Below are 25745 nucleotides of genomic sequence, written 5' to 3'. Positions count from 1 at the left end.
TTTGGGACGACCTGCTCCGGGAGCACCCGGAACAGGCCAACCGGAAAGGGAACGAACGAAAATGATCCTTGCTGAGGTGGCAGGCAACGTCAACGCCATCGGTTACGGCCTCGCCGCGATCGGCCCCGGCATCGGTGTCGGCATCGTCTCCGGTAAGACCGTCGAGGCCATGGCCCGCCAGCCGGAGCTCTCCGGCCAGCTGCGCACGACCATGATCCTGGGTATCGCGTTCACCGAGGCGCTGGCCCTGCTCGGCCTCGTCGCCGGCTTCCTCTTCACCAGCTGACGGTCGAGACACACCAGACAAGGCGGTGACCACCATGACCCCCGGGCTGATCCTGGCGGCTGAGGAAGGCGCGGCGAACCCGCTCATCCCGGCTGTCTACGACATCGTCTGGTCCGCGGTCTGCTTGGCGATCATCGGCTTCGTCTTCTGGAAGAAGGTGCTACCGCTCTTCCAGAAGGTGCTCGCCGAGCGCACCGAGAAGATCGAGGGCGGTATCGCCAAGGCGGAGGCCGCTCAGGCCGAGGCCAATCAGAAGCTCGAGGAGTACAAGGAGCAGCTGGCCGAGGCTCGCGCCGAAGCCGCTCGCATCCGCGACGACGCCAGGGCCGAAGGGCTGGCCATCGTCGAGGAGATGCGCGAGCAGGCCCAGGCCGAGTCCGCGCGGATCGTCGCGCAGGGCCAGCACCAGCTCGACGCGCAGCGCGCCCAGATCGTCGCGGAACTCCGCGCCGACCTCGGTCGCGTCGCCATCGACCTGGCGAGCAAGGTGGTGGGGGAGTCCCTGGAGGACGACACCCGCCGCCGCGGCACCGTGGACCGCTTCCTCGACGAGCTGGACGCCGTCTCGGCGCCAGCGGGCAAGTAGAGGAAGCCCATGACGCTGCACGCAGCGAGTCGCGACGCTCTGGCAGCCGCTGAACTGCGGCTGCTGGAGCTCGTGGACGGTACGAGGACCACGACGAGCAGCACGGCCGTTCCGGTCGGCACCGTCGGCAACAACGCGCTGACCACGCTCGGCGGAGAGCTCTTCGCCGTGGTCGACCTGCTCACGGCCCAGACGCAGCTGCGCAGGGCGCTCGGCGACTCGTCGTCCGAGCCCGCCGTGCGCGAGCAGCTCGTGCGCGGTCTGCTGGCCGGTCAGGTCGGCGAGGCCACGATCCAGGTCCTGGTCGAGGTCGTGACCTCGAAGTGGTCGAGCCCGCGCGAGCTGGTCGACGGCATCGAGTCGCTCGGCCGGTCGGCGCTGCTGGCCCAGGCCGAGCGCGACGGACGCCTCGACGCGGTGGAGGACGAGCTGTTCCGGCTCGGCCGCATCGTGGAGGGCAACGCCGACCTGGACCGGGCGCTGACCGATCCCGCCAGCCCGGTCGACTCGAAGCTGGCACTGGTCGACGACCTGGTCGGCGGCAAGGTCGAGCCCGTCACCGCACTGCTGGTCCGCCAGCTCGTGCGGACGCCGCGCGGTCAGCGCGTCGTCGCGGGCCTCACCGAGCTCTCCGCTCTCGCCGCCAAGCGGCGGGAACGTTCGGTGGCGCACGTGCGTTGTGCCGTGGAGCTGACCGCGCAGCAGCAGGACCGCCTGCTCGCCGCGCTGACCAGGATCTACTCCCGCCCGATCGCACTGCACGTCGAGGTCGACCCGTCGCTCACCGGTGGTGTGCTGATCAAGGTCGGCGACGAGGTCATCGACGGAAGCACCGCTGGTCGGCTGGCGGCCCTTCGCCGCGATCTCGCCGGCTGACCGAACCCGGAACCGCGGCTTCACCCGAGCCCCTTTCCCATGAACGAAGTGAGAGCAGGAACGACATGGCGGAGCTGACGATCTCGTCGGACGAGATCCGCAGTGCGATCGAGAAGTACGTCTCGAGCTACTCCTCGGACATCTCCCGAGAAGAGGTCGGTGTCGTCGCCGAGACCTACGACGGCATCGCCATCGTCGAGGGCCTGCCGGGGACGATGACCAACGAGCTGCTCGAGTTCTCCGGTGGTGTTCTCGGCGTCGCCCTGAACCTGGAAGCCCGCCAGATCGGTGCGGTCGTCCTGGGTGACTTCGACAAGATCGAGGAGGGCCAGGAGGTCAAGCGGACCGGGCAGGTGCTGTCCGTGCCCGTCGGCGACGGCTTCCTCGGCCGCGTGGTGAACCCGCTGGGCCAGCCCATCGACGGTCTCGGTGACATCGTCGCCGACGACAACCGCGCCCTGGAGCTGCAGGCCGCCTCCGTGCTGGAGCGCCAGCCGGTGTCGGAGCCGATGCAGACCGGCATCAAGGCCATCGACGCGATGACCCCGATCGGTCGCGGTCAGCGTCAGCTGATCATCGGCGACCGCAAGACCGGCAAGACCGCGGTCTGCATCGACACGATCATCAACCAGAAGAAGGCCTGGGAGTCGGGCGACCCCACGCAGCAGGTGCGCTGCGTCTACGTCGCCATCGGCCAGAAGGGCTCCACCATCGCCGGTGTCAAGACGGCGCTGGAGGAGGCGGGCGCGATGGAGTACACCACCATCGTCGCCGCCCCCGCGTCCGACCCGGCCGGCTTCAAGTGGCTCGCGCCCTACACGGGCTCGGCCATCGGCCAGCACTGGATGTACCAGGGCAAGCACGTCCTGATCATCTTCGACGACCTGACCAAGCAGGCCGAGGCGTACCGCGCGATCTCGCTGCTGCTGCGTCGTCCGCCGGGCCGCGAGGCCTACCCCGGCGACGTCTTCTACTTGCACTCGCGCCTGCTGGAGCGTTGCGCGAAGCTGTCCGACGAGCTGGGCGCCGGTTCGATGACGGGTCTGCCGATCATCGAGACCAAGGCGAACGACGTCTCGGCGTACATCCCGACCAACGTCATCTCCATCACCGACGGCCAGGTCTTCCTGGAGTCGGACCTGTTCAACGCCGGTGTCCGCCCGGCCATCAACGTGGGCATCTCGGTGTCCCGCGTCGGTGGTGCCGCGCAGATCAAGGCGATGAAGACGGTCGCGGGCTCGCTGCGCCTGGACCTGTCGCAGTTCCGCGAGCTGGAGGCGTTCTCCGCCTTCGCCTCGGACCTCGACGCCGCGTCCCGCGCGCAGCTCGACCGCGGTGCCCGTCTGGTGGAGCTGCTCAAGCAGGCCCAGTACTCCCCGGTGCCGGTCGAGGAGCAGATCGTCGAGATCTACCTCGGCACCAAGGGCCACCTCGACGACGTCCCCGTCGGCGACGTGCGCCGCTTCCTGGCGGAGTTCAAGGACAGCATGCGCCGCAACCACGGCGACGTGCTCCAGGGCATCGTGCAGTCCAAGGTGCTGTCCGAGGACGCCGAGCGCCGGATCGTCGACGCGGCCGCGGAGTTCAAGAAGCAGTTCACCGCGTCGGGCGCGTCCGGGCCGATCAGCGAGGTCTCGGCCGAGCCGATGAACGCCGACGAGGTCGGACAGGAGTCGGTGAAGCTCAACCGGCCCGCTCCGGACGAGAAGTGACGTAGCCGATGGCCCAGATTCGCGAGTTGCGTCAACGGATCCGCTCGGTCACCTCGACCGGGAAGATCACCAAGGCGTACGAGCTCATCGCCACGTCACGCCTCGCCAGGGCGCAGGCCAGGGTGGGGGCTTCGCGCCCCTACGCCGAGGAGATCACGAACGTGCTCTCCGCGCTGGCCACGGCGTCGTCCAACCTCGACCACCCCCTGCTGGAGGCGCGCAAGGAGCCGAAGCGCGCCGCCGTCCTCGTCGTCACCAGCGACAAGGGCATGTGCGGGGCCTACAACTCCAACGTGCTCAAGGCCGCGGAGGAGCTCATCGCCCTCCTGCGTTCCGAGGGCAAGGAGCCGGTGCTCTTCGCCGCGGGCCGCAAGGCCGTGGGCTACTTCCGGTTCCGCCAGCGGGAGCTCGCCGGTGAGTGGACCGGGTTCTCCCAGGCGCCGAACTACCGGGACGCCGTCGAGGCGGGCAACGCGCTCGTCCGGGCGTTCCTGGCCGGGAGCGACGACGAGGGCGACGCTCCCGGCGCGGACGGCGTGCTCGGCGTCGACGAGATCCACGTCGTCTACACCGAGTTCAAGTCCATGCTGAGCCAGAACCCGGTCGCCAAGCGCATCGCGCCGCTGGGCGTCGAGTACGACCAGCGGCCCGAGGGCGTCGTTCCCGGCTACGAGTTCGAGCCGGACGCGGAGACCCTGCTGGGCGCGCTGCTGCCGAAGTACGTCAACACGCGGTTGTTCTCCGCGCTGCTGGAGGCGGCCGCGTCGGAGTCCGCCGCCCGGCGGACCGCGATGCAGGCCGCGACGGACAACGCCAGCGAGCTGGTCCGGACGCTCAGCAGGCAGATGAACGCGGCCCGTCAGGCCCAGATCACCCAGGAGATCAGCGAGATCGTCGGTGGCGCTTCCGCGCTTACCGGTGGCGCAGGAAGTGATGAATGACATGACTGCTACTGCTACTGCCACCACCACCCGCACCGGCCGTGTGGTCCGGGTGATCGGTGCCGTCGTCGACGTGGAGTTCCCGCGCGGGGCGGTTCCCGAGCTGTTCAACGCCCTGCACGCGGAGATCGCCTACTCGGCGGTCGCCAAGACGCTGACGCTGGAGGTCGCCCAGCACCTCGGCGACAACCTGGTCCGCTGCATCTCGATGCAGCCGACCGACGGCCTCGTGCGCGGCACCACGGTCACCGACACCGGCCGCGCCATCTCGGTGCCGGTCGGCGACGTCGTCAAGGGGCACGTGTTCAACGCCCTGGGCGACTGCCTGGACAGCCCCGGTCTCGGCCGCGACGGCGAGCAGTGGGGCATCCACCGCAACCCGCCGGCCTTCGACCAGCTCGAGGGCAAGACCGAGATCCTCGAGACCGGCATCAAGGTCATCGACCTGCTGACCCCGTACGTCAAGGGCGGCAAGATCGGCCTGTTCGGCGGCGCGGGTGTCGGCAAGACCGTGCTCATCCAGGAGATGATCACGCGTATCGCGCGTGAGTTCTCCGGCACGTCGGTGTTCGCCGGCGTCGGTGAGCGCACCCGTGAGGGCACCGACCTCCTCCTGGAGATGGAGGAGATGGGTGTTCTCGGCGACACCGCCCTGGTGTTCGGTCAGATGGACGAGCCGCCGGGCACCCGCATGCGCGTCGCCCTGTCCGCTCTGACGATGGCGGAGTACTTCCGCGACGTGCAGAACCAGGACGTGCTGCTGTTCATCGACAACATCTTCCGGTTCACCCAGGCCGGTTCCGAGGTGTCGACCCTGCTGGGTCGCATGCCGTCGGCCGTGGGCTACCAGCCGACGCTGGCCGACGAGATGGGTGAGCTGCAGGAGCGGATCACGTCGACCCGAGGCCGGTCGATCACCTCGCTGCAGGCGATCTACGTGCCCGCGGACGACTACACCGACCCCGCCCCGGCGACGACGTTCGCCCACCTGGACGCGACGACGGAGCTCTCCCGTCCGATCTCCCAGAAGGGCATCTACCCGGCGGTGGACCCGCTGGCGTCCTCCTCCCGCATCCTCGAGCCCGGCGTCGTGGGCGAGGAGCACTACCGGGTGGCGCAGGAGGTCAAGCGGATCCTGCAGAAGTACAAGGAGCTGCAGGACATCATCGCCATCCTCGGCATGGACGAGCTCTCCGAGGAGGACAAGGTCATCGTCGGCCGCGCCCGCCGTCTGGAGCGCTTCCTCGGCCAGAACTTCATCGTGGCCGAGAAGTTCACCGGCCAGCCGGGGTCCTTCGTGCCGATCAAGGACACCATCGAGGCGTTCGACCGCGTCTGCAAGGGCGAGTTCGACCACTACCCCGAGCAGGCGTTCTTCAGCTGCGGCGGTCTGGACGACGTCGAGGCCAACGCGAAGAAGCTCCAGTCCAAGTGAGCTGACCCGCGCGAGCGAGCAGAGGGCCGGGACTCCCGAGAGGGGGTCCCGGCCCTTCGTCGTGCCGGCGGCGGTGTCAGCGCACGCAGCGCGGAGCGCCGAGCGCGCGGGAGATCCCCCGCGCCGCCGCGCGCACGGCCGGGACGAGCAGCCGGACGTCCGCGTCGACCGGGACGACGACCGACAGCCCGGCCGCGACCTCGCCGTCCTGGCCGTGCACGGGCGCGGCGACCGACTGGGTGATGAGTTCGATCTGGCCGACGCTGACGACGTACCCGTCGCGGCGCACGGCGGCCAGCACGCGGCGCAGCCCGGCGGGGGTGGAGATGGTCCTGCTGGTGAAGCGGCGCAGCGGAGTGGCCAGCGCGTGCTCCTGCACGGCGCGGGAGGCGTTCGCGAGCATCACCAGTCCCACACCGGTGGCGTGCAGGGGCAGGCGCGTGCCGGGTCTCGTCACGACGTTGACCGCGTGGTGCGCGGAGATGCGCTCCACGTAGACGGCCTCCAGGCCGTCGCGGACGGCCAGCTGCACGTTCTCGTGGGTGACCTCGTAGAGGTCCTCCAGGAAGGGCATGGCCGCCTCGCGCAGGCCGAAGCTGCCGGGGGACAGCGCGCCGAGCTCCCACAGCCGCAGGCCGATGTGGTAACCGCCGCCGGGGTCGCGCTCCAGGGCTCCCCAGTGGATCAGCTCCCCGACCAGCCGGTGCGTCGTGCTGAGCGGCAGCCCGGCGCTGCGGCTGAGCTCGGACAGGGTCGCCGTGGGCCTCGACTCGCTGAACACGCCGAGCAGCGTGAAGACACGGCCCGTGATCGAACGCGGTTCTGAGGTCCCCATCGAGGGCATCGCCCCAGGATGCCCGGCAAAGCTGTTCCGTTCAACGGAAACTCGTCTGGAGCAGCGGGGCGGGGCCTTGCAGGCTGTCGCCCTCACGGATGGTCCACTCGGGAAGGCGGAAGCGTGCGTGCGCAGGTAGGCATCCTCGGTGCGGGTCCGGCTGGTCTGTTGCTCTCCCACCTGCTCCACCTGGAGGGGATCGACGCGGTCGTCCTGGAGACGCGCGACCGCTCCCACGTCGAGCGACGGGTGAGGGCCGGCGTGTGCGAGCAGCCGACGGTCGACCTGCTGCGCGAGGTGGGCCTGGCCGAGCGCCTCGACCGCGAGGGACTGCCGCACCACGGCTTCTCGCTGCGGTTCGACCGGGAGGACCACCGCATCCCGCTGACCGAGCTGACCGGGCGCTCCATCACCGTCTACGGGCAGCAGGAGGTCGTGAAGGACCTCGTCGCCGCACGGCTGGCCGCCGGGGGCGGCGTCGAGTTCGGGGTCGCCGACGTGGCGCTGCACGACGTCGACGGCGACCGGCCCCGCATCACCTACGTCGACGCCTCCGGGGAGCAGCGGGAGCTGGTCTGCGACGTGATCGCGGGCTGCGACGGCTTCCACGGCGTGAGCCGCGCCTCGATCCCCGCGGGTGCGCTGCGCACCATCGAGCACGTCTACCCGTTCGCCTGGCTGGGCGTGCTGGCGAAGACGCCGCCCTCGCACGAGGAGCTGATCTACGCCAACCACGAGCGGGGCTTCGCGCTGCACAGCATGCGCTCGCCCGAGGTGACCCGGCTCTACCTCCAGGTCGACCCGGCCGAGGACGTCTCGCTGTGGCCGGACGAGCGGATCTGGGAGGAGCTGGACCTGCGCCTGGCCGTCGACGGAGGCTTCGCGCTGCGCGAGGGGCCGATCGTGGAGAAGGGCATCACGCCGATGCGCAGCTTCGTCACGGAACCGATGCGCCACGGCAGGCTGTTCCTCGCGGGCGACGCCGCGCACATCGTGCCGCCGACCGGCGCGAAGGGCATGAACCTCGCCGTCGCCGACGTGCGCGTCCTCTCCCGAGCGCTCAGCGCGCTGCTGAAGAGGGGTGACGAGGCGCTGGTCGAGTCCTACTCGGACACGTGCTTGCAGCGCGTGTGGCGTGCCGAGCACTTCTCCTACCTGATGACCACGATGCTGCACCGGCAGCCGGGCGTGGACGACTTCCAGCACCGGTTGCAGCTCTCGCAGCTGCGCTACACGGCCACCTCGACGGCGGCCGCGACGAGCCTGGCAGAGAACTACGTCGGCCTGCCCCTCTGATCGAACGACCGTCTTCTGCGACGAGGTGGAGGAACGGATGTCCACTCCGGACACGTCCGCGCGCTGGGCGCTGCCCCTGTGCTGGACCGCCGTGCTGCTCGACGGCTTCGACCTGGTCGTGCTCGGCACGGTGCTGCCCGTCCTGCTGGACCGGCACGAGTGGGGCATCACCCCGGCGAGCGCGTCCGTGGTCTCCACGGCCGGTCTCGTCGGCATGATGCTCGGCGCGCTCGCGATCGGAACCGTGACCGACGTCGTGGGCCGGCGCAGAGCGCTGATCTTCGCGGTGGCGAGCTTCTCGCTGTTCACGGCCCTGTGCGCGGTCGCGCCGTCGATCTTCGCGTTCGGCCTGCTGCGGTTCCTCGCCGGGCTCGGCCTGGGCGGCTGCCTGCCCACGGGCATCGCGCTGGTCACCGAGTTCGCCCGCGCGGACCGGCGGGGCACGGCCACCACGACGATCATGACGGGCTACCACGTGGGCGCCGTCACGACCGCGCTGCTCGGCATCGTCGTCGTCCCGTCGCTGGGCTGGCGGGCGCTGTTCCTGATCGGCGCGGCTCCGGCGCTCGTGCTGGTCCCGCTGATGCTGCGGCACCTGCCGGAGACGGGGTCCTTCCGCCGCGGCGGCGACCGGCCCTCGCTCGGGGACACCGGCGCGGTGGTCCGCTCGCTGTTCCAGCCGGGTTTCGCGCGCCCGACGATCGCGTTCTGGGTCGCCTCGTTCATGGGCCTGCTGCTGGTCTACGGGCTCAACACGTGGCTGCCGCAGATCATGCGCGCGGCCGGGTACCCGCTGGGCGCCGCGCTGGGCCTGCTGCTCACGCTCAACGTCGGGGCCGTCATCGGCCTGCTCGTGGCGGGTGCGGTGGCCGACCGGTTCGGCGTGCGCCGGTCCACCACCGCCTGGTTCACCGCCTCCGCGGTGTTCCTGAGCCTGCTCAGCATCAAGCTTCCCGGCATCGGCGTGTACCTGGCGGTGCTGGTCACGGGCTGCTTCGTGTTCAGCTCGCAGGTGCTCGTCTACGCCTACGTGGGGCGGGCACACCTCGACTCCAACCGGGCCACCGGCCTCGGCTGGACGGCGGGGGTGGGACGCGTCGGCGCCATCTGCGGCCCGCTGCTGGGCGGCGCGCTGCTGACCGCCGGGATCGCCCACCCCTGGGGCTTCTACGCCTTCGGGCTCGTGGCCGCGCTCGGAGCGGTCGCCGTCGCGGCCGTCGGTGCCGCGGCCACGAACCGGGACGCCACCCCCGCCGCCGCCGTTCCCGAGTCCCGGGGGTGAACACCGTGACCCTGCTGCCCGAGCAGCTCTGGCGCGGACGGATCTTCACCGGCACCTGGCGGACCTCCTCCGGGGGGACCGCTCCCGTGGTGGAGCCCGCCACGGGGGCGGAGATCGGCCGCAGCGGTGTCGCCGGCGCCGCCGACGTGGCGGCCTCCGCCGCCGCGGCGGCGGAGGCCCAGCGCGACTGGGCGGCGGTGCCGTTCCAGCGGCGTGCCGCGGTTCTGCGCCGCGCGGGCGACCTGTGGCGCGAGCACGCCGGGGAGCTGGGCGGCTGGCTGGCCCGCGAGTCGGGCGCGGTGCCGGGGAAGGTGGGCTTCGAGCTGCACGTGGCGCAGCAGGAGTGCTACGAGGCCGCGGCGCTGCCCTCGCACCCGCTCGGCGAGCTGCTGCCCAGCGAGCAGCCCCGGCTGAGCATGACGCGGCGCGTCCCGGCCGGTGTGGTGGGCGTGATCGCGCCGTTCAACGCCCCGCTGGTCCTGTCGATCCGGTCCGTGGCCCCCGCGCTCGCGCTGGGCAACGCCGTGCTCCTCAAGCCCGACCCGCGCACGGCCGTGTCCGGTGGTGTGGCGCTGGCGCGGGTGTTCGAGGAGGCCGGTCTCCCGGCGGGGGTGCTGCACGTCCTGCCGGGCGGCGCGCGGACGGGCGAGGCGGTGGTGACCGATCCGCACGTGCGCGTCGTCTCGTTCACCGGCTCCACGCGGGTGGGCCGGCGGGTGGGCGAGCTGGCCGGGCGGCACCTCACGCGCGCGCACCTGGAGCTGGGCGGCAACTCGGCGCTGATCGTGCTGGAGGACGCCGACCTGGAGCGGGCGGCGTCGGTCGGCGCGTTCGGGTCGTTCTTCCACCAGGGCCAGATCTGCATGACCAGCGGGCGGCACCTGGTGCACGAGTCCGTGGCGCGCGAGTACGCGGAGCTGCTGGGCGCGCGGGCGGACGCGCTGCGGGTGGGCGACCCGGCGACCGCGGAGGTCGACCTGGGCCCGATCATCGACGCCGGTCAGCGGGACGAGATCCACGAGATCGTCACGTCGAGCGCGGCGGCCGGGGCCTCGGTCGTCGCCGGTGGCAGCTACGAGGGCCTGTTCTACCGGCCCACGGTGCTCGGCGACGTGCGGCCGGACGTGCCGGCGTTCCAGCGGGAGATCTTCGGCCCGGTCGCCCCGGTCACGCCGTTCTCCTCGCTCGACGAGGCGGTGGAGCTGGCCGCCGCGAGCGAGTACGGCCTGTCGCTGGGCATCCTCACCGGCGACTCCGCGCGGGGTCTCGCGCTGGCCGAGCGCATCCCCACGGGCATCGCGCACGTCAACGACCAGACGGTGAACGACGAGGCGCACGCCCCGTTCGGCGGAGTGCGCGCCTCGGGCACCGGCGCGCGCTCCGGCGGTGCGGCGGCCAACGTCGAGGCGTTCACCGAGACCAGGTGGATCACCGTGCGGACGGACATCGCGCCGTCCCCCTACCGAGGCCAGCGGCGGACCCGCGGCGGGACCGTTTAGACTGGTTCACGACGCCAGTCGACGTGAAGGAGATGCGCGTGGCCGAGATGACCGTCCAGTTGGTCGCCGTGGAACGCCGCCTGTGGTCCGGGTCGGCCACGTCGGTGGTGGCTCAGACGACCGAGGGCGAGATCGGCATCCTGCCCGGCCACGAGCCGATGCTCGGTGAGCTGGTCGAGGGTGGGGTCGTGCGGATCCGCCAGGCCGACGGCGAGCTCGTGACCGCCGCGGTGCACGGCGGCTTCCTGTCGGTGACCGGCGAGGGCGTCAGCATCCTCGCGGAGGACGCCGAGCTCGGCGAGGAGATCGACGTCGAGCAGGCCCGCCAGGGGTTGCAGAGCGACAACGTCGCCGACCGCGAACGGGCACAGGCGCGGCTGAAGGCCGCGGGACAGCCGGTCTGAGGTCGGACGCGGACGAGCGGGCAGAGCCGTGGGGATCGCCGAAGTCGTCGGGGTGGTCCTGTTCGCCCTGGCGGTCGTCATCGCGAGCTTCGCCTGGCGGCGGCTGCGGCTGCTGCGCATGGGCGGCATCCACGTCGCGCTGCGCGTGAAGCTGAACGCCCCGGCCGGTCGCGGCTGGCACCTCGGCGTTGGCCGCTACCACGGTGACGAGTTCGCCTGGTACCGCGTGCTGAGCCTGGGCTCGGGGCCCGACCAGATCATCTCGCGCGACGGCCTGGAGATCGCCGACCGGCGCGAGCCGACCGGCCCCGAGGCGTACACGGTCCCCGCGGGGTCCGTGGTGCTGCGCTGCCGGGCGGCCACGGGCGACGTGGAGATCGCGATGGGGCCCGACGCGCTGACCGGGTTCCTGTCGTGGCTGGAGTCGGCCCCGCCGGGCCGCAGCATCCCCTACGCCTCCTGACGCCGCCGGGACCGCTCGCGGTCCCGGCGGGCGCGGGTCAGGCGTTCGCGCCGGGCTTCCACAGGACGTCGCCGTCGGGGTTCGCCACCCTGGCGAGGACGAACAGCAGGTCCGACAGCCGGTTGAGGTACTTCGCGGTGAGCGCGTTCGTGCGTTCCGCGTCGACCTCCAGCAGCGCCCACGTGCCGCGCTCGGCGCGGCGGGCGATCGTGCGGGCCTGGTGCAGCAGGGCCGCGCCGGGCGTGCCGCCGTTGAGGACGAACGAGTCCAGCGCGAGGGTGCGCGCGTTGTACTCGTCGCACCAGCGCTCCAGCCGGTCGACGTAGCCCTGCGTCACGCGCAGCGGCGGGTGCTCGGGGTTCGGCACGATCGGCGTGCAGAGGTCGGCGCCGACGTCGAACAGGTCGTTCTGCACCTTCCGCACGACCTCGCGGACGTCGTCGGCGAGCTGCCCCAGGGCGAGCGCCACGCCGAGCGCCGCGTTCGTCTCGTCCACGTCGGCGTAGGCGGTGATGCGCGGATCGGTCTTGGGGACGCGGGAGAAGTCGCCCAGGCCCGTGGTGCCGTCGTCGCCGACCCGGGTGTAGATCTTGGTGAGGTGTACGGCCATACCCGCACTCTAGAGCGGGTCCGGACCGCCGGTATCGGACTCGATCCAGTACGTCCGTAGGATTGCCCCTCAGGGGCAGAGCGCTAGGAGTTGCGTGGTGAGTGAGCACTTCCGGGTTCAGGGCGGGGCACGACTGGTCGGCGAGGTCGACGTCGTCGGCGCCAAGAACAGCGTGCTCAAGCTGATGGCGGCGGCACTGCTGGCCGAGGGCACCACGACCATCACCAACTGCCCGGAGATCCTGGACGTCCCCCTGATGGCGGACGTGCTGCGCAGCCTCGGCTGCGAGGTGACGATCGAGGGCGACGTCGCCACGATCACGACCCCGGCCGAGCTGAACCACCGCGCGGACTCCGAGGCGATGGGCAAGCTCCGCGCCTCCGTGTGCGTCCTGGGACCGCTGGTCGGCCGCTGCAAGCGCGCCGTCGTGGCGCTGCCCGGAGGTGACGCGATCGGCTCCCGGCCGCTGGACATGCACCAGAACGGCCTGCGCAAGCTCGGCGCGCACAGCGAGATCGAGCACGGCTGCGTCGTCGCCGAGGCCGAGGGGCTGCACGGCGCGCAGATCTGGCTGGACTTCCCCAGCGTCGGCGCCACGGAGAACATCCTGATGGCCGCCGTGCTGGCCGAGGGCACCACGATCATCGACAACGCCGCCCGCGAGCCGGAGATCATCGACATCTGCGTGATGCTCCAGGAGATGGGCGCGAAGATCGAGGGCGCTGGCACGTCCACGCTCACCGTGCAGGGCGTGCAGTCGCTGCGGCCCACGCAGCACCGGGTCGTCGGCGACCGCATCGTCGGCGCCACCTGGGCGTTCGCCGCCGCCATGACGCGCGGCGACATCCGGGTGCGCGGGGTGAACCCGCACCACCTGGACCTGGTGCTGGAGAAGCTGCGGATGGCCGGCGCGCAGGTCACCACGTTCGAGGGCGGCGAGGACGAGGGCTTCCGCGTCGTGATGGAGGGCCGCCCGCGCTCGGTGGACTTCGTGACGCTGCCCTACCCCGGTTTCGCCACCGACCTCCAGCCGTTCGCCATCGCGCTGTCCACGGTCTCCGAGGGCACGTCGATGATCACCGAGAACCTGTTCGAGGCGCGGTTCCGCTTCATCGAGGAGATGCAGCGCCTGGGCGCGGACGCCCGCACCGACGGCCACCACGCGGTCGTGCGCGGCATCGAGCGGCTGTCCAGCGCGCCCGTGTGGGCCTCCGACATCCGCGCCGGCGCGGGTCTCGTGCTCGCCGGGCTGTGCGCGGACGGCGTCACCGAGGTGTGGGAGATCTTCCACGTGGAGCGCGGCTACCCCGGCTTCGTGGAGAACCTGCGCAAGCTCGGCGCCGAGGTCGACCGCATCAGCGACTGAGAGCTCCTCAGAGGTCGCGCAGCACCAGGCGGGCGTCGGGCACGTCGGAGGGGAACACCAGCACCCGGCGGGACGCGGTGTCCGGTCCGGTCGCCGTGGTCGCCCTGATGCCCGCCCGGCGCAGCCGCCCGGTCAGCGCGTGCGCCAGCGCGTCCGGCGCCACCGCGACCTCCTGGAGCAGTCCGAGGTCGCCGCCGGAGAAGTCGGGGACGGGTCTGCGGTCGTCGCCGAAGGCCCAGCGCAGCAGCAGCGCGAGCAGACCGAGCGCGAGGAACAGGGGCAGGACCAGCAGGAGCGTCACCCGTTCATGGTGCGCTCGACGGCCAGCGGACGCTCGGTGACCTTGTCACGATTCAGTGAGCAACGGCACGTGGCGGTGAGGTTACTCGCCAGTACGCTACGGGCACACCGTCGTGAACCCCGGCCCTCGGGAGGTTTCCGTGCCGTACCCGGCCGACCAGGAGCGCGACCGCCCCTGGGTCATGCGCACGTACGCGGGCCACTCCTCTGCCGCCGCGTCCAACGCCCTCTACCGCAGGAACCTCGCCAAGGGGCAGACCGGCCTGTCGGTCGCGTTCGACCTCCCCACCCAGACCGGCTACGACCCGGACCACGAGCTGGCCGGGGGCGAGGTCGGCAAGGTGGGCGTGCCCGTCAGCCACATCGGCGACGTGCGGCAGCTCTTCGCCGACATCCCGCTCACCGGGGCCAACACCTCCATGACCATCAACGCGACCGCCATGTGGCTGCTCGCGCTGTACGTCTGCGTCGCCGAGGAGCAGGGCGCCGAGGCCGGGATCGACGCGGAGCAGGTGCGCGCGTCGCTCACCGGCACGACGCAGAACGACATCGTCAAGGAGTACCTGTCGCGGGGCACCTACGTGTTCCCGCCGGGACCGAGCCTGCGGCTGATCACCGACCTCGTGGCGTGGACCGTCTCCGCGGTGCCGAGGTGGAACCCGATCAACATCTGCAGCTACCACCTCCAGGAGGTCGGCGCGACGCCGGCGCAGGAGGTCGCCTACGCGATGTGCACCGCCATCGCGGTGCTCGACGCGGTGCGCGACTCCGGGCAGGTGCCGCCGGAGCGGTTCGGCGACGTGGTCGGGCGCATCTCCTTCTTCGTCAACGCCGGCGTGCGCTTCGTCGAGGAGATGTGCAAGATGCGCGCGTTCACCGAGCTGTGGGACGAGATCACCCGCGACCGCTACGGCATCACCGACCCGAAGCAGCGGCGGTTCCGCTACGGCGTGCAGGTCAACTCGCTCGGTCTCACCGAGGCGCAGCCGGAGAACAACGTCCAGCGCATCGTGCTGGAGATGCTCGCCGTCACCCTGTCGCGCGACGCCCGCGCCCGCGCGATCCAGCTCCCGGCGTGGAACGAGGCGCTCGGCCTGCCCCGGCCGTGGGACCAGCAGTGGGCCCTGCGGATGCAGCAGGTACTCGCCCACGAGACGGACCTGCTGGAGTACGAGGACCTCTTCACCGGGTCCCGCGTGGTCGAGTCCAAGGTGGACGAGATCGTGTCGGGGGCGCGTGCCGAGATCGACCGCGTGCAGGCGGTGGGCGGTGCGGTCGCGGCCGTGGAGAGCGGCTACATGAAGTCGCAGCTGGTGTCCTCGCTCGCCGAGCGGCGCAGGCGCGTCGAGTCCGGAGAGGACGTCGTGGTGGGCGTGAACCGCTTCGCCACCACCGAACCCAGCCCGTTGCAGGTCGAGGGGGCCGCGTCGATCGAGACCGTCGACCCGGCGGTGGAGGCCGAGGCCGTGCGGGCGTTGCGGGCGTGGCGGGAGAACCGCGACCAGTCCGCTGTGGACACCGCGCTGGACGGACTGCGCGCGGCGGCGAAGACCGACGCGAACCTCGTCGAGGCGACCATCGCGTGCGCGCGCGCCGGGGCGACGACCGGCGAGTGGGCTTCCGCGCTGCGCGAGACGTTCGGCGAGTACCGCGCCCCGACCGGCGTGTCCGCCGCGTCCGCGTCGGGCGAGGCCGGAACGGAGATCACCCGCGTGCGGGAGCGGGTCCGCGCCACCGGCGAGGAGATCGGCGAGCGGCTGCGCATCCTGGTCGGCAAGCCCGGTCTGGACGGGCACTCCAACGGCGCCGAGCAGGTCGCCGTGCGCGCCAGGGACGTGGGCTTCGAGGTCGTCTACCAGGGCATCCGGCTGACCCCGGCGCAGATCGTCTCGGCGGCCGTGCAGGAGGACGTGCACGTCGTGGGGCTGTCGATCCTGTCGGGATCGCACCTGGAGGTCGTGCCCGCGGTCGTGGAGGGCCTGCGCGCGCAGGGCGCGGGGGAGGTGCCGGTCGTCGTGGGCGGCATCGTGCCGCCGCAGGACGCGGCCGTGCTGCGCGGACGCGGTGTGGCGCGGGTGTTCACGCCGAAGGACTACGAGCTGACCGAGATCATGGACGAGATCGTGAGCGTCGTCCGCGAGGCGCACGGCCTGCCCGCCGGGTCCTGACCCCCGCGCGGGCCACCTCCCCCCGGTGGCCCGCGCGGGGAGGGCTCACGGCGCCGCGAGCACGGCCCTCGTCGTGGTGACCTCCGCGAAGCCGCCGCCGTGCAGGTTCACCGCCGTCGCCCTGCTCAGCTCGGCCGCGGTCAGCGCCACGCCGTCCGGACCCGCCAGGTCGAAGGTGAACGTGGCGTCCAGCGGGACGCGGACGCGGTACCCCAGGTTGCCGCCGACCCGCGCCGTGGTCTCGACGCAGTGGTTCGTCTGGACTCCCGCGACGACCAGGTCCGCGATGCCGCGCCGGCCCAGCCACGCGTGCAGGTCCACCTCCCCGTGGAACGCCGAGTTCACGTTCTTCGCGAACACCAGGTCGGGTCGCGCCCCGTCGAGCTCGGGCTTGAAGGCGTTGCCGGGCGTGCCCGCGGCCAGGGGAGAGCCGGGGTGCACCGAGTCGTGCCGCACCAGCACCAGCGGCAGACCCGCGGACGCCCACCCGTCGAGCAGGGCGGCGATGTTCGCCTCCGCGCCGGGGTTGTCGCGCGGTCCCCAGAAGTCCGCGTCGTCGAAGCCGCGCTGCACGTCGATGAGGATCAGAGCCGTTGTCATGACGTCGAGGATCGTCGCGGGGCCGGGGTGCGCGACAGTGGCAGGAGCTGCGCGCTGGAGTACTTTTCTGCCATGCGCACCGTGGGCGTTCTGATCCTGCCGGGAACCCGCACCTTCGACGTCGCCGTGGCGAGCGAGGTGTGGGGCGTGGACCGCGCGGACGCGGGAATCGGTCCCTTCGAGCTGCGGCTCTGCTCCGCCGGTCGCCGCTCGCTGCCGCTGCACCCGGTCGGCTCGCTGCCCGCCACGCACGGCCTGTCCGGGCTGGCCGGGTGCGACCTGGTCGTCGTGCCGGGCCGTGCCGACCCGCACGCCCCCGTGCCGCCCGGCGCGGTCCGCGCGCTGCGCTCCGCCCACGCGGCGGGCGCGACGGTCGCCGCCCTGTGCTCGGGGGCGTTCGTCCTCGCCGCGGCCGGACTGCTCGACGGACGGGCGGCGACGACGCACTGGCGGCTGCTCGACGCGCTGCGCGCCACCGCACCGGCGGCCCTGGTGCGTCCCGACGTGCTGTTCACCTCCGACGGGTCCGTGCACACGTCGGCCGGTGTGCTGGGCGGGGCCGACCTGTGCCTGCACCTCGTGCGCCGCGCCCTCGGGGCGGACGTGGCCGCCGCGCTGGCCCGCCGCCTGGTGATGCCGCCCGCGCGCGAGGGCGGCCAGCGCCAGTACGTCGAGGCGCCCGTCCCGGCGCGTCCCGACCGGCCCGGCGTCGCCGCCACCGTCGACTGGGCGGTGCCGCGGCTGGCCGAGCCGATCGGCGTCGACGACCTGGCCGGGCACTCCGGGCTGAGCGAGCGGACGTTCCACCGCGCGTTCCTCGCCGCCACCGGCAGCACGCCGGGGCGCTGGCTGCGGGTGCAGCGGGTGCGCCTGGCCCAGCGGCTGCTGGAGACCACCGACCTGCCGGTGCACCGGGTGGCCGAGAGGTCGGGCCTGGGCACACCGGCCAACCTGCGACGCAGGCTGCGCGCCGAGCTGGGCGTCACCCCCGACGCCTACCGGCGCACGTTCCGCGTGCCGGAGCACCCCGCGGCGGTGGCGTCGCCGGTCTGAGCCGGCCGCGCCGACTCAGGTGGGCGGCTGGGCGTGCTCGTGCAGCAGGAGCAGCGTGTAGGCGGCCACCGTCTGCGCGTCGGTGATCTCCCCGCGCGCGATCATGGCCTCGAACTCGCCGCGCGCGAACCAGGCGGTGCGCATGTCCTGCTCCTCGGCCTCGCGCTCCGGCTCGCCCTCGACGAGGTCCGTCGCGAGGAACACCCGGCCGCGCTGACTGGACATGCCGGGGGCCACGTCCAGCGTGCCCAGCTCCACCATCCGCCCGGCGCGCAGGCCCGTCTCCTCGCGCAGTTCGCGCGCGGCCAGCTCCAGCGGGTCGGAGTCGGCCCGGTCGGGCGCGGTGCCCTGCGGGAACTCCCAGCGCCGCATCCCCAGCGGGTAGCGGTGCTGCTCGACCAGGTGGACCCGTTCGCCGTCGAGGGGGACCACCAGCGCGTAGTCGGGCTTGTCGATCACGCCGTAGACGCCGGTGGTCCCGTCCGTCCTGCGGATGCGGTCCTCCCGCACGGTCATCCACGCGTTCGCGTACACCTCGCGCGAGCCGAGCGCTTCCATCGTCATCCCTCCGGGGACGGGGCAGATCGCCGACGACCGTATCCGAAGTAGACGATCGGTCCCAGAGCGGTCCGGAGACCGGACGCGAGCCACGTGACGGGCGCGGGCCGGCGCCCGGCGGCGGCACGAGCCCGTCGCGCGGAACCCGCGAGCCGTGACCGCGAGGACGCGCGCCCGTCCGCGGAGGACGGTCAGCGCCACCGAGGCGGTGACGAGCACGACGCGGCCGGCAGCAGCGTGCGCGGGAGGGACGACACGGCGGGCGACGGCACCCGTCCGGTGCGTGACCGGACCCCGTAGCCTGTCGCGGTGCGCCTCGTCATCGCTCGTTGCCAGGTCGACTACGTCGGCCGCCTCACCGCCCACCTGCCGATGGCCCAGCGGCTCCTGCTGATCAAGGCCGACGGCTCGCTCTCGGTGCACTCCGACGACCGCGCCTACAAGCCCCTGAACTGGATGAGCCCGCCGTGCTGGCTCATCGAGGACCCCGGTCTGTGGACCGTGCAGAACAAGGCGGGGGAGAAGCTCGTCATCACCCTGGACGAGGTGCTGCACGACTCGAAGCACGAGCTGGGCGCCGAGCCGGGTCTGGTCAAGGACGGCGTCGAGGCGCACCTGCAGAAGCTGCTCGCCGAGCACGTGACCACGCTGGGCGAGGGCTGGAGCCTGGTGCGCCGGGAGTTCCCCACGCCGATCGGCCCGGTCGACCTGATGTGCCGCGACGCCGACGGGAAGTCGGTGGCGGTGGAGATCAAGCGGCGCGGCGAGATCGACGGCGTGGAGCAGCTCACCCGCTACCTGGAGCTGCTGAACCGCGATCCGCTGCTCGCCCCCGTGCGGGGGATCTTCGCCGCGCAGCAGATCAAGCCGCAGGCGCGGACGCTCGCCGAGGACCGGGGCATCCGCTGCGTGGTGCTCGACTACGACGAGCTGCGCGGCATCGAGAGCGACGACCTGCGCCTGTTCTGAGGCGCGAGCGCCGTCGACGGCGTCCGCGCCGCACCACCGGTCGGCCGGTGATCCCCACCCCGCCGAGCGGCTGCCGCGCGCCCGCGCACCGATCGGTCGGCACCCGGTCCGGTGACCGTCGGCACGGATCGGCGCCGGTGTGGTTTCGCCGATCCGGACGCGGGGAAGTCGGCCCCTGCCGCGGCGCGGTCCATCCCCGGTGGAGTGATCGATGATCTGCGGTTCCGTGATCAGGAGACTACGGTCCGATCGCAGCACTCGCTCTACTGTGCGGTAACGTTCGATTGCTGGTCGTTCGTGCGGCTTCTTGTTGGGGAATGTTGGACTTGGAGGTGGGCCGGTGACGGTGCTGGCCGACGCGGATCTTCGCCTGGACGCGACTCCGCTGGACTACGCGTTGCTCGTCATCTACTTCGTCGTGGTGCTCGGGATCGGCGTGCTCGCCCGCCGCTCCGTGTCCACCAGTCTCGACTTCCTGCTATCCGGCCGGTCGCTCCCCGCCTGGGTGACCGGACTCGCGTTCATCTCGGCGAACCTCGGCGCCATCGAGCTGCTGGGCATGGCGGCCAACGGCGCTCAGTACGGCCTGCCGACCGTGCACTACTACTGGATCGGCGCGATCCCGGCCATGGTCTTCCTCGGCCTGGTCATGATGCCGTTCTACTACGGCTCCAAGGTGCGCAGCGTCCCGGAGTTCCTGCGACGGCGCTTCGGCACGGGAGCGCACCTGGTCAACGCGCTGAGCTTCGCCGCGGCCCAGGTGCTCATCGCGGGCGTCAACCTCTACGCCCTCGCGCTGCTGCTCAACCTGCTGCTCGGCTGGCCGATCCCGCTGTCGATCGTGATCGCGGCCGTCATCGTGCTCGCCTACACCACCCTCGGCGGCCTGTCGGCCGCGATCTACAACGAGGTGCTGCAGTTCTTCGTGATCGTCGCGGCCCTGCTGCCGCTCACGATCGCCGGTCTCAGCAAGGTCGGCGGCTGGGACGGCCTCAAGGAGAAGATCACCGCTGGTCCCGGCGGCGCCGATCAGCTCTCCGCCTACCCGGCCACGGAGCTGACCGGCATCCAGAACCCGGTGCTGTCGGTCATCGGCATCGTGTTCGGCCTGGGCTTCGTGCTGTCCTTCGGCTACTGGACGACGAACTTCGCCGAGGTGCAGCGCGCGCTGTCGGCCAAGAGCATGTCCGCCGCGCGGCGCACGCCGATCATCGGCGCGTACCCCAAGGCCCTCATCCCGGCCGTCATCATCGTGCCCGGCATGATCGCCGCGGTGGTCGTGCCGCAGATGCAGGAGCTCAAGGCCGGTGCGACCGGCGGAGGCGTCGAGTACAACGACGCCCTGCCGCTGCTCATGCGCGAACTGCTGCCCAACGGCATGCTCGGCATCGCCATCACGGGTCTGCTGGCCTCGTTCATGGCCGGTGTCGCCGCGAACGTCAGCTCCTTCAACACGGTCTTCACCTACGACCTGTGGCAGGACTACGTCAAGAAGGACAAGCCGGACGAGTACTACCTGCGGGTGGGCCGGCTGGCCACCGTCGGCGGCACCGTGATCGCCATCGGCACGGCGTTCATCGCGTCGGGCTACGGCAACATCATGGACTACATCCAGGCGCTGTTCTCGTTCTTCAACGCGCCGCTGTTCGCCACCTTCATCCTCGGCATGTTCTGGAAGAGGATGTCCGCCGCCGCGGGCTGGGCCGGTCTGGTCGCCGGAACGTTCGGCGCCGTCGCGATCTTCCTGCTCGCCGAGGTCGGTGTGATCGACCTGCCGGGCCAGGGCGCCAGCTTCGTCGGTGCCGGTGTGGCGTTCGTGGTCGACATCCTGGTGAGCGTCGTGGTCACGCTGTTCACCAAGCCGGTGCCCGAGGAGCGGCTCGGCGGTCTGGTCTACAGCCTCACTCCGAAGGCCGACCGGCAGCACTCCACCACGGGCGACGACGCGGGCTGGTACCGCTCGCCCGCCCTCCTCGGCGGTGGCGTGCTCGTGCTGACCGTCGTCCTCAACATCGTCTTCGGCTGAGGGAGTCGTCGTGTCCGAGCAGAAGTCACACTCCGCGGGTCTGTTCGACCTGCGTCTCGTCATCGCGATGCTGTTCGCGGTCTACGGCGTCGTGCTCGTCGTCGTCGGGGCCTGGTTCACCGACGAGACGGAGCTGGCGAAGGCCGGCGACATGAACATCAACCTGTGGTCCGGCATCGGCATGGCGCTGCTCTCGGCGCTGTTCGCCGTGTGGGCGAAGCTGCGACCGGTCGTCGTGCCCCCGGACGGCACGAAGGCCAGCGACGTCGACTCCGACGCCACCGGCCACTGATCTCCCGGTGCTCGGTCTACCCGCGTGCGCGCACCACGCGCGAGCGCGGGTAGACCGGGTTGAACGCCTCGACGGTCCAGTCGTCGATCCAGCGGATCGCGCGGCCGAGCCGGTCGGCCTGGACGGAGCGGTTGCGGCGCACGGTGGTGCGGGGACGGCCGTCCTGCATCGTCAACAGATCTTTCCTCTCAGCGGTGATGTCCTTGCACCCAGTGCAGCGCGTCGATCTTCTGTATCGTTCCCGAACCTCTGCGTGACCTCAGCCACGCTACGTGTGACCAGGCATTTCGCTTTCGGCAGTTCCTCTCACGTCCACGCGTGACGGTCGCTACCGTGCACTCCGTGACCCGTCCCCACCACCGCGCCACCGCGGTCGCCGCCGTCGTCTGCGCGCTCACCGTCCTGAGCGGGTGCGCGACCGGTCCCGACCTCGCGAAGAAGACCTACCCGCGCAGCACCGTCCCCGTCGCGGAGAACGTCACCGGGTCCGGCACGCCGACCAGCGGCGGCAACCGGGGCGCCGGCCGGGCCGACCCCGCGTTCGCCCCCGACCAGCTGCGCCTGCTCGACCCGTGCGCGCTGTTCGACAACGAGGTGCTGCGCTCGCTGGGCCGCCCGGCCGACACGACCCCGTCGAGCTTCAGCGAGTGCGCCAACTACATGGTGGACAAGCAGGGCGAGGACCTGAGCATCAGCATCAAGCTCGGCGAGACGATGACGAGCGAGGTCGAGAAGGCGGACCGCAAGATCGGCGGGCTGCCCAGCGTGGAGCAGACGCTCGACGACACCGCGTGCTTCGTCCACGTCATCACGCAGGACGAGCCGGGACTCGGGATCACCGTGCAGATCGGCTACAAGGAGGGCGATCCGTGCGTGCCCGGCCGCGCGGTCGCCGAGTCGGTCGTGCGGCAGATCGCCGACGGCGCCGAGAAGATCACTCCCGCCAAGGGCTCGCTGGTCTCGCTCGACCCGTGCGCGCTGCCCGAGCAGGGCGTGGTCGCGGAGGCGGCGGGCGACGCCCCCAAGACCTACCCCTACGGGCTGCACAACTGCTCGTGGATCTCGCGCACCGCCGAGATCTCGGTCAACTTCCGCACCACGTTCGTGCCGGACGGCAACGCCTTCGAGCCGGGGCAGCAGCCGGTCGACCTGAACGGCACGCCGGCGTTCCAGCTCCCCGACGACGGCGCGTTCCCGAGCTGCGAGGTGTTCTGGCTCCAGCGCGAGTCGGGTGGGACCGAGGGCGAGCTCGTCGAGGTCAAGTCCTCGGGCCCGAAGGAGTCGCAGTTCGACCGGTGCGCCAGGGCGCAGGCGTTCGCCAAGGCGCTGCTGCCGAAGATCCCCAAGCCCTGAACCGCGGGGGCTGACGCGCGGGCGGCTACCCGTTACTGTCGGGTAATACGCAGTTCGCGGTGAGCACCTGGAGGGTCGATGACGCAGACCGCCCCCGACGGTCCGCAGGCGGTTCCGGTCGACGACCGGACCGCTCACGCAGCTGGCGAGGAGCAGTTCGCCTCGCTGGACCCGCGCACCGGCGAGGTGCTCGCCCACCACCCGGTGCACTCGGCCGACGACGTGGCCGAGGCCGTCCGCGCGGCCCGGCCCGCCGCCGCCTGGTGGCGCGACCTCGGCTTCGCCGGGCGCACCCCGCTGCTCACCGCGTGGCGGAAGCTCCTGCTGGCCCGCCTCGACGAGCTGCTCGCGCTGATCAGCGCCGAGACGGGCAAGTCGGCCGACGACGCCCGCATCGAACTGGTGCTGCTGATCGACCACCTGCACTGGGCGACCCGCAACGCCGGGCGCGTGCTCGGCAAGCGCCGGGTGGCGACCGGCGTTCTCCTGGCCAACCACTCGGCCACGGTCGAGTACAAGCCGTACGGCGTGGTCGGCGTGATCGGGCCGTGGAACTACCCGGCCTTCACCCCGATGGGCTCCATCACCCACGCCCTCGCCGCTGGCAACGCGGTGGTGTTCAAGCCCAGCGAGTACACGCCGGGCGTCGGCCGCTTCCTCGCCGACACGTTCGCCGAGGTCGTGCCGGGGCGGCCGGTGTTCCAGGTCGTCACCGGGTTCGGCGAGACGGGTGCCGCCCTGTGCCGCTCCGGCGTGGACAAGCTCGCGTTCACCGGCTCCACGGCGACGGGCCGGCGCGTCATGGCGGCCTGCGCCGAGACGCTCACCCCCGTGCTGGTGGAGTGCGGTGGCAAGGACGCCGTGGTGATCGCGGAGGACGCCGACCTGAGGGCGGCGGCCGAGGCCGTCGTGTTCGGCGGGTTCACCAACGCGGGCCAGACCTGCGCCGGGGTGGAGCGGGTCTACGTGGCCGACGCCGTCGCCGACGAGTTCACCGCGCTGGTGACCGCCCGCGCGGCCCGGCTGCGGCCGGGCGGCGATCCCGACGCCGACCTGGGGCCGATCACCATGCCCTCGCAGGTCGAGATCGTCCGCTCGCACGTGCGCGACGCCCTGGAGCGGGGCGGGCGGGCCGTCGTGGGCGGCGTGGAGTCGGTGCGGCCCCCGTTCGTCGAGCCCGTGGTGCTCCTCGACGTGCCGGAGGACTCGGCCGCGGTCGCCGACGAGACGTTCGGCCCGGTACTGGTGATCAACCGGGTCGCCGACGCCGACGAGGGCGTGCGCCGGGCGAACGCGAGCCGCTACGCCCTCGGGGCCGCGGTGTTCTCCCGCTCGCGCGGTGACGAACTGGCCGGGAAGATGCGCGCCGGCATGGTGTCGGTCAACTCCGTGCTCGCCTTCGCCGGAATCCCCTCGCTGCCCTTCGGCGGTTCGGGGGACTCGGGCTTCGGCCGCGTCCACGGCGAGGACGGCCTGCGGGAGTTCGCCGCGCCGCAGTCGGTCGCGCGCAAGCGCTTCGGGGCCCCGCTCAACCCGTCCAGCTACGACAGGGGCAGCCGCACCCTGCGGCACGTCGTGCGCCTCGTGCGGCTGCTGCACGGTCGCTGAGGACTTGGCCCGATCGAGCGAGGTGCCGTCCACCGCGGAGTGATTCGGTGCCCGGCGCGGTGCTCCTTCCCGGTGTTCTGCTGCGGAGGGTCACCGCTGTCGCGTCGTCGCGCCGTGGAACCCGACCCGGTCGTGCGACCGGTGACGACGTCGGGTGCTCGTGCCGTTCCCGCCGTCGGGCCGGAGGAGTAGGAAGAACCCGATCAGCGACGATCGGAGGCCCGATGAAGAAGATCATCAACGATCCGGGGACCGTGGTGCTCGACGCCCTGCGGGGGATGGCGCTCGCGCACCCGGACCTCCTGCGGGTGCGGGAGGACCCGGCCGTGATCGTGCGCGCCGAGGCCCCCGTGCCCCGCAAGGTGGCGATCGTCTCCGGCGGCGGCTCCGGCCACGAGCCGCTGCACGGCGGGTTCGTCGGTCACGGGATGCTCGACGCCGCCTGCCCCGGCGCGGTGTTCACCTCGCCCACGCCCGACCAGGTGGCCGCCGCCGTGTCGCTGACCGACGGCGGCGTCGGCACCCTGCTGATCGTGAAGAACTACACCGGCGACGTGCTCAACTTCGAGACGGCGGCGGAGCTGGCCGCCGCGGACGGCGTCGAGGTGCGCACGGTGGTGATCGGCGACGACGTGGCGGTGCGGGACTCCCTCCACACGGCCGGTCGCCGCGGTGTGGGCGGCACCGTGCTGCTGGAGAAGATCGTCGGCGCGGCCGCCGAGCGCGGCGCGAGCCTGGAGACCTGCGAGGAGCTCGCCCACCGGGTGCTCGACCGGGTGCGCTCCATGGGGCTCGCGCTCACCTCCTGCACGGTGCCCCACGTCGGCGAGCCGACCTTCGCCCTCGGCGAGGACGAGATGGAGGTCGGCATCGGCATCCACGGCGAGCCGGGGCGTCGGCGGGTGCCGGTGGGCACGGCCGACGACGCCGTGCGCCACCTGCTCGACCCGATCCTGGAGGACATGCCCCTCGGGGAGGGCGACCGGGTGCTGCTGTTCACCAACTCCACGGGCGGCACGCCGCTGATCGAGCTGTACGTCGCGCACGGCGTCGCCGAGCGGTTGCTCGCCGAGCGCGGGGTGCGCGTGGAGCGGCGGCTGGTCGGTCCGTACGTCACGAGTCTGGAGATGCAGGGCATGAGCCTGACGCTGCTGAAGCTCGACGACGAGCTGGTGGAGCTGTGGGACGCGCCGGTCAGCACGGCGGCGCTGCGGTGGGGGATCTGAC

At 71.9% G+C, this 25745-nt stretch carries 26 protein-coding genes; 20 read left to right on the top strand and 6 right to left on the bottom strand.

The features are described 5' to 3' along the window. Positions 1–61 precede the first annotated feature (61 nt). From IMZ35_RS02970 to atpD, 6 genes are all read left to right on the top strand, one after another. Entirely contained in the window at positions 62–286 is a 225-nt protein-coding gene (locus IMZ35_RS02970) for an ATP synthase F0 subunit C (RefSeq protein WP_199439269.1), read from the top strand. A gap of 34 nt (positions 287–320) precedes the next feature. Beyond that, positions 321–872: a F0F1 ATP synthase subunit B gene (locus tag IMZ35_RS02965; RefSeq protein ID WP_199439627.1), complete on the top strand. Its 552-nt coding sequence runs from the start codon at positions 321–323 to the stop codon at positions 870–872. Positions 873–881: 9 nt separating this feature from the next. Further along, the gene (locus tag IMZ35_RS02960) at positions 882–1748 is read left to right on the top strand and encodes a F0F1 ATP synthase subunit delta (protein ID WP_199439268.1); all 867 of its coding nucleotides are present in this window, start codon (positions 882–884) and stop codon (positions 1746–1748) included. 65 nt (positions 1749–1813) lie between these two features. Continuing rightward, the gene (gene atpA / locus IMZ35_RS02955; RefSeq protein ID WP_199439267.1) at positions 1814–3460 is read left to right on the top strand and encodes a F0F1 ATP synthase subunit alpha; all 1647 of its coding nucleotides are present in this window, start codon (positions 1814–1816) and stop codon (positions 3458–3460) included. An 8-nt stretch (positions 3461–3468) separates the two neighbouring features. Then, positions 3469–4401: a F0F1 ATP synthase subunit gamma gene (locus IMZ35_RS02950; protein ID WP_199439266.1), complete on the top strand. Its 933-nt coding sequence runs from the start codon at positions 3469–3471 to the stop codon at positions 4399–4401. 1 nt (position 4402) lies between these two features. Then, on the top strand, positions 4403–5836 hold the full coding sequence (gene atpD, locus IMZ35_RS02945; RefSeq protein ID WP_199439626.1) for a F0F1 ATP synthase subunit beta: 1434 nt from the start codon (positions 4403–4405) through the stop codon (positions 5834–5836). A 76-nt stretch (positions 5837–5912) separates the two neighbouring features. Here atpD and IMZ35_RS02940 read toward each other — a convergent pair whose 3' ends face one another. Beyond that, a complete protein-coding gene (locus IMZ35_RS02940) occupies positions 5913–6671 on the bottom strand; it encodes an IclR family transcriptional regulator (RefSeq protein WP_199439625.1) in 759 nt (252 codons plus the stop codon). A 123-nt stretch (positions 6672–6794) separates the two neighbouring features. On the opposite strand from IMZ35_RS02940, the gene IMZ35_RS02935 reads away from it, so the two are divergent. The 5 genes from IMZ35_RS02935 to IMZ35_RS02915 are packed head-to-tail and all read left to right on the top strand — an operon-like array spanning position 6795 to position 11615. Next, entirely contained in the window at positions 6795–7967 is a 1173-nt protein-coding gene (locus tag IMZ35_RS02935) for a 4-hydroxybenzoate 3-monooxygenase (RefSeq protein ID WP_307867694.1), read from the top strand. Between the two features lie 37 nt (positions 7968–8004). Continuing rightward, entirely contained in the window at positions 8005–9249 is a 1245-nt protein-coding gene (locus IMZ35_RS02930) for an MFS transporter (protein WP_199439264.1), read from the top strand. A gap of 5 nt (positions 9250–9254) precedes the next feature. Further along, positions 9255–10748, top strand: a complete 1494-nt coding sequence (locus IMZ35_RS02925; RefSeq protein WP_199439624.1) for a benzaldehyde dehydrogenase — start codon at positions 9255–9257, stop codon at positions 10746–10748. A gap of 38 nt (positions 10749–10786) precedes the next feature. Continuing rightward, entirely contained in the window at positions 10787–11152 is a 366-nt protein-coding gene (locus tag IMZ35_RS02920) for a F0F1 ATP synthase subunit epsilon (RefSeq protein WP_199439263.1), read from the top strand. A gap of 28 nt (positions 11153–11180) precedes the next feature. After that, entirely contained in the window at positions 11181–11615 is a 435-nt protein-coding gene (locus IMZ35_RS02915) for a DUF2550 domain-containing protein (RefSeq protein ID WP_199439262.1), read from the top strand. 37 nt (positions 11616–11652) lie between these two features. Here the strand turns inward: IMZ35_RS02915 and IMZ35_RS02910 are convergent, their stop codons facing one another. Beyond that, on the bottom strand, positions 11653–12225 hold the full coding sequence (locus IMZ35_RS02910; RefSeq protein ID WP_199439261.1) for a cob(I)yrinic acid a,c-diamide adenosyltransferase: 573 nt from the start codon (positions 12223–12225) through the stop codon (positions 11653–11655). 97 nt (positions 12226–12322) lie between these two features. On the opposite strand from IMZ35_RS02910, the gene murA reads away from it, so the two are divergent. Continuing rightward, positions 12323–13591 carry a UDP-N-acetylglucosamine 1-carboxyvinyltransferase gene (gene murA, locus IMZ35_RS02905; RefSeq protein WP_199439260.1) on the top strand — a complete coding sequence of 423 codons (1269 nt, stop codon included), beginning with the start codon at positions 12323–12325 and terminating at the stop codon, positions 13589–13591. A 7-nt stretch (positions 13592–13598) separates the two neighbouring features. On the opposite strand, the gene IMZ35_RS02900 is transcribed toward murA, so the two are convergent. Further along, positions 13599–13892: a hypothetical protein gene (locus IMZ35_RS02900; RefSeq protein ID WP_199439259.1), complete on the bottom strand. Its 294-nt coding sequence runs from the start codon at positions 13890–13892 to the stop codon at positions 13599–13601. A 139-nt stretch (positions 13893–14031) separates the two neighbouring features. On the opposite strand from IMZ35_RS02900, the gene IMZ35_RS02895 reads away from it, so the two are divergent. Further along, positions 14032–16059, top strand: coding sequence for a protein meaA (locus IMZ35_RS02895; protein WP_199439258.1), 2028 nt, complete (start codon positions 14032–14034; stop codon positions 16057–16059). Positions 16060–16104: 45 nt separating this feature from the next. Here IMZ35_RS02895 and IMZ35_RS02890 read toward each other — a convergent pair whose 3' ends face one another. Continuing rightward, complete coding sequence (locus IMZ35_RS02890; RefSeq protein WP_199439257.1) at positions 16105–16659, bottom strand: cysteine hydrolase family protein; 555 nt, start codon at positions 16657–16659, stop codon at positions 16105–16107. Positions 16660–16731: 72 nt separating this feature from the next. Between IMZ35_RS02890 and IMZ35_RS02885 the strand changes: the two genes are divergently transcribed. Further along, positions 16732–17712: a GlxA family transcriptional regulator gene (locus tag IMZ35_RS02885; RefSeq protein WP_199439256.1), complete on the top strand. Its 981-nt coding sequence runs from the start codon at positions 16732–16734 to the stop codon at positions 17710–17712. Between the two features lie 15 nt (positions 17713–17727). Here IMZ35_RS02885 and IMZ35_RS02880 read toward each other — a convergent pair whose 3' ends face one another. Then, positions 17728–18270 carry an NUDIX domain-containing protein gene (locus IMZ35_RS02880; protein WP_199439623.1) on the bottom strand — a complete coding sequence of 181 codons (543 nt, stop codon included), beginning with the start codon at positions 18268–18270 and terminating at the stop codon, positions 17728–17730. Positions 18271–18579: 309 nt separating this feature from the next. Between IMZ35_RS02880 and nucS the strand changes: the two genes are divergently transcribed. From nucS to IMZ35_RS02865, 3 genes are all read left to right on the top strand, one after another. Next, positions 18580–19239 (top strand): endonuclease NucS, encoded by a 660-nt coding sequence (gene nucS / locus IMZ35_RS02875; protein ID WP_199439255.1) that lies wholly within the window; start codon positions 18580–18582, stop codon positions 19237–19239. 340 nt (positions 19240–19579) lie between these two features. Next, complete coding sequence (locus IMZ35_RS02870) at positions 19580–21265, top strand: sodium:solute symporter family protein (protein ID WP_199439254.1); 1686 nt, start codon at positions 19580–19582, stop codon at positions 21263–21265. A gap of 67 nt (positions 21266–21332) precedes the next feature. After that, a complete protein-coding gene (locus IMZ35_RS02865; protein ID WP_199439622.1) occupies positions 21333–21557 on the top strand; it encodes a hypothetical protein in 225 nt (74 codons plus the stop codon). A gap of 16 nt (positions 21558–21573) precedes the next feature. On the opposite strand, the gene IMZ35_RS02860 is transcribed toward IMZ35_RS02865, so the two are convergent. After that, the gene (locus tag IMZ35_RS02860) at positions 21574–21732 is read right to left on the bottom strand and encodes a hypothetical protein (protein WP_199439253.1); all 159 of its coding nucleotides are present in this window, start codon (positions 21730–21732) and stop codon (positions 21574–21576) included. A 167-nt stretch (positions 21733–21899) separates the two neighbouring features. Here IMZ35_RS02860 and IMZ35_RS02855 point away from each other — a divergent pair, with 167 nt between their 5' ends. From IMZ35_RS02855 to dhaK, 3 genes are all read left to right on the top strand, one after another. Continuing rightward, complete coding sequence (locus IMZ35_RS02855; RefSeq protein ID WP_199439252.1) at positions 21900–22910, top strand: DUF3558 family protein; 1011 nt, start codon at positions 21900–21902, stop codon at positions 22908–22910. 78 nt (positions 22911–22988) lie between these two features. Next, entirely contained in the window at positions 22989–24518 is a 1530-nt protein-coding gene (locus tag IMZ35_RS02850; protein ID WP_199439251.1) for an aldehyde dehydrogenase family protein, read from the top strand. A gap of 224 nt (positions 24519–24742) precedes the next feature. Beyond that, entirely contained in the window at positions 24743–25744 is a 1002-nt protein-coding gene (gene dhaK, locus IMZ35_RS02845; protein ID WP_199439250.1) for a dihydroxyacetone kinase subunit DhaK, read from the top strand. Position 25745: the final 1 nt, after the last annotated feature.

The sequence above is a fragment of the Umezawaea beigongshangensis genome (assembly GCF_016464305.1).
In the GTDB taxonomy this organism is placed as follows: Bacteria; Actinomycetota; Actinomycetes; order Mycobacteriales; family Pseudonocardiaceae; genus Umezawaea_A; species Umezawaea_A beigongshangensis.
Note: the sequence above shows the minus strand (reverse complement) of the source record. Positions and strands in the feature narration are given on the sequence as shown.

Bases quoted from the DNA above. Each gene is read 5' to 3' on its own strand.
- IMZ35_RS02965 (WP_199439627.1), top strand. From the start codon at position 321: ATGACCCCCGGGCTGATCCTGGCGGCTGAGGAAGGCGCGGCGAACCCG.
- IMZ35_RS02950 (WP_199439266.1), top strand. From the start codon at position 3,469: ATGGCCCAGATTCGCGAGTTGCGTCAACGGATCCGCTCGGTCACCTCG.
- IMZ35_RS02885 (WP_199439256.1), top strand. From the start codon at position 16,732: ATGCGCACCGTGGGCGTTCTGATCCTGCCGGGAACCCGCACCTTCGAC.
- dhaK (WP_199439250.1), top strand. From the start codon at position 24,743: ATGAAGAAGATCATCAACGATCCGGGGACCGTGGTGCTCGACGCCCTG.
- IMZ35_RS02930 (WP_199439264.1), top strand. From the start codon at position 8,005: ATGTCCACTCCGGACACGTCCGCGCGCTGGGCGCTGCCCCTGTGCTGG.
- IMZ35_RS02880 (WP_199439623.1), bottom strand. From the start codon at position 18,270: ATGGAAGCGCTCGGCTCGCGCGAGGTGTACGCGAACGCGTGGATGACC.
- IMZ35_RS02970 (WP_199439269.1), top strand. From the start codon at position 62: ATGATCCTTGCTGAGGTGGCAGGCAACGTCAACGCCATCGGTTACGGC.
- IMZ35_RS02940 (WP_199439625.1), bottom strand. From the start codon at position 6,671: ATGGGGACCTCAGAACCGCGTTCGATCACGGGCCGTGTCTTCACGCTG.
- IMZ35_RS02850 (WP_199439251.1), top strand. From the start codon at position 22,989: ATGACGCAGACCGCCCCCGACGGTCCGCAGGCGGTTCCGGTCGACGAC.
- IMZ35_RS02865 (WP_199439622.1), top strand. From the start codon at position 21,333: ATGCTGTTCGCGGTCTACGGCGTCGTGCTCGTCGTCGTCGGGGCCTGG.
- IMZ35_RS02910 (WP_199439261.1), bottom strand. From the start codon at position 12,225: ATGGCCGTACACCTCACCAAGATCTACACCCGGGTCGGCGACGACGGC.
- IMZ35_RS02960 (WP_199439268.1), top strand. From the start codon at position 882: ATGACGCTGCACGCAGCGAGTCGCGACGCTCTGGCAGCCGCTGAACTG.
- atpA (WP_199439267.1), top strand. From the start codon at position 1,814: ATGGCGGAGCTGACGATCTCGTCGGACGAGATCCGCAGTGCGATCGAG.
- atpD (WP_199439626.1), top strand. From the start codon at position 4,403: ATGACTGCTACTGCTACTGCCACCACCACCCGCACCGGCCGTGTGGTC.
- IMZ35_RS02890 (WP_199439257.1), bottom strand. From the start codon at position 16,659: ATGACAACGGCTCTGATCCTCATCGACGTGCAGCGCGGCTTCGACGAC.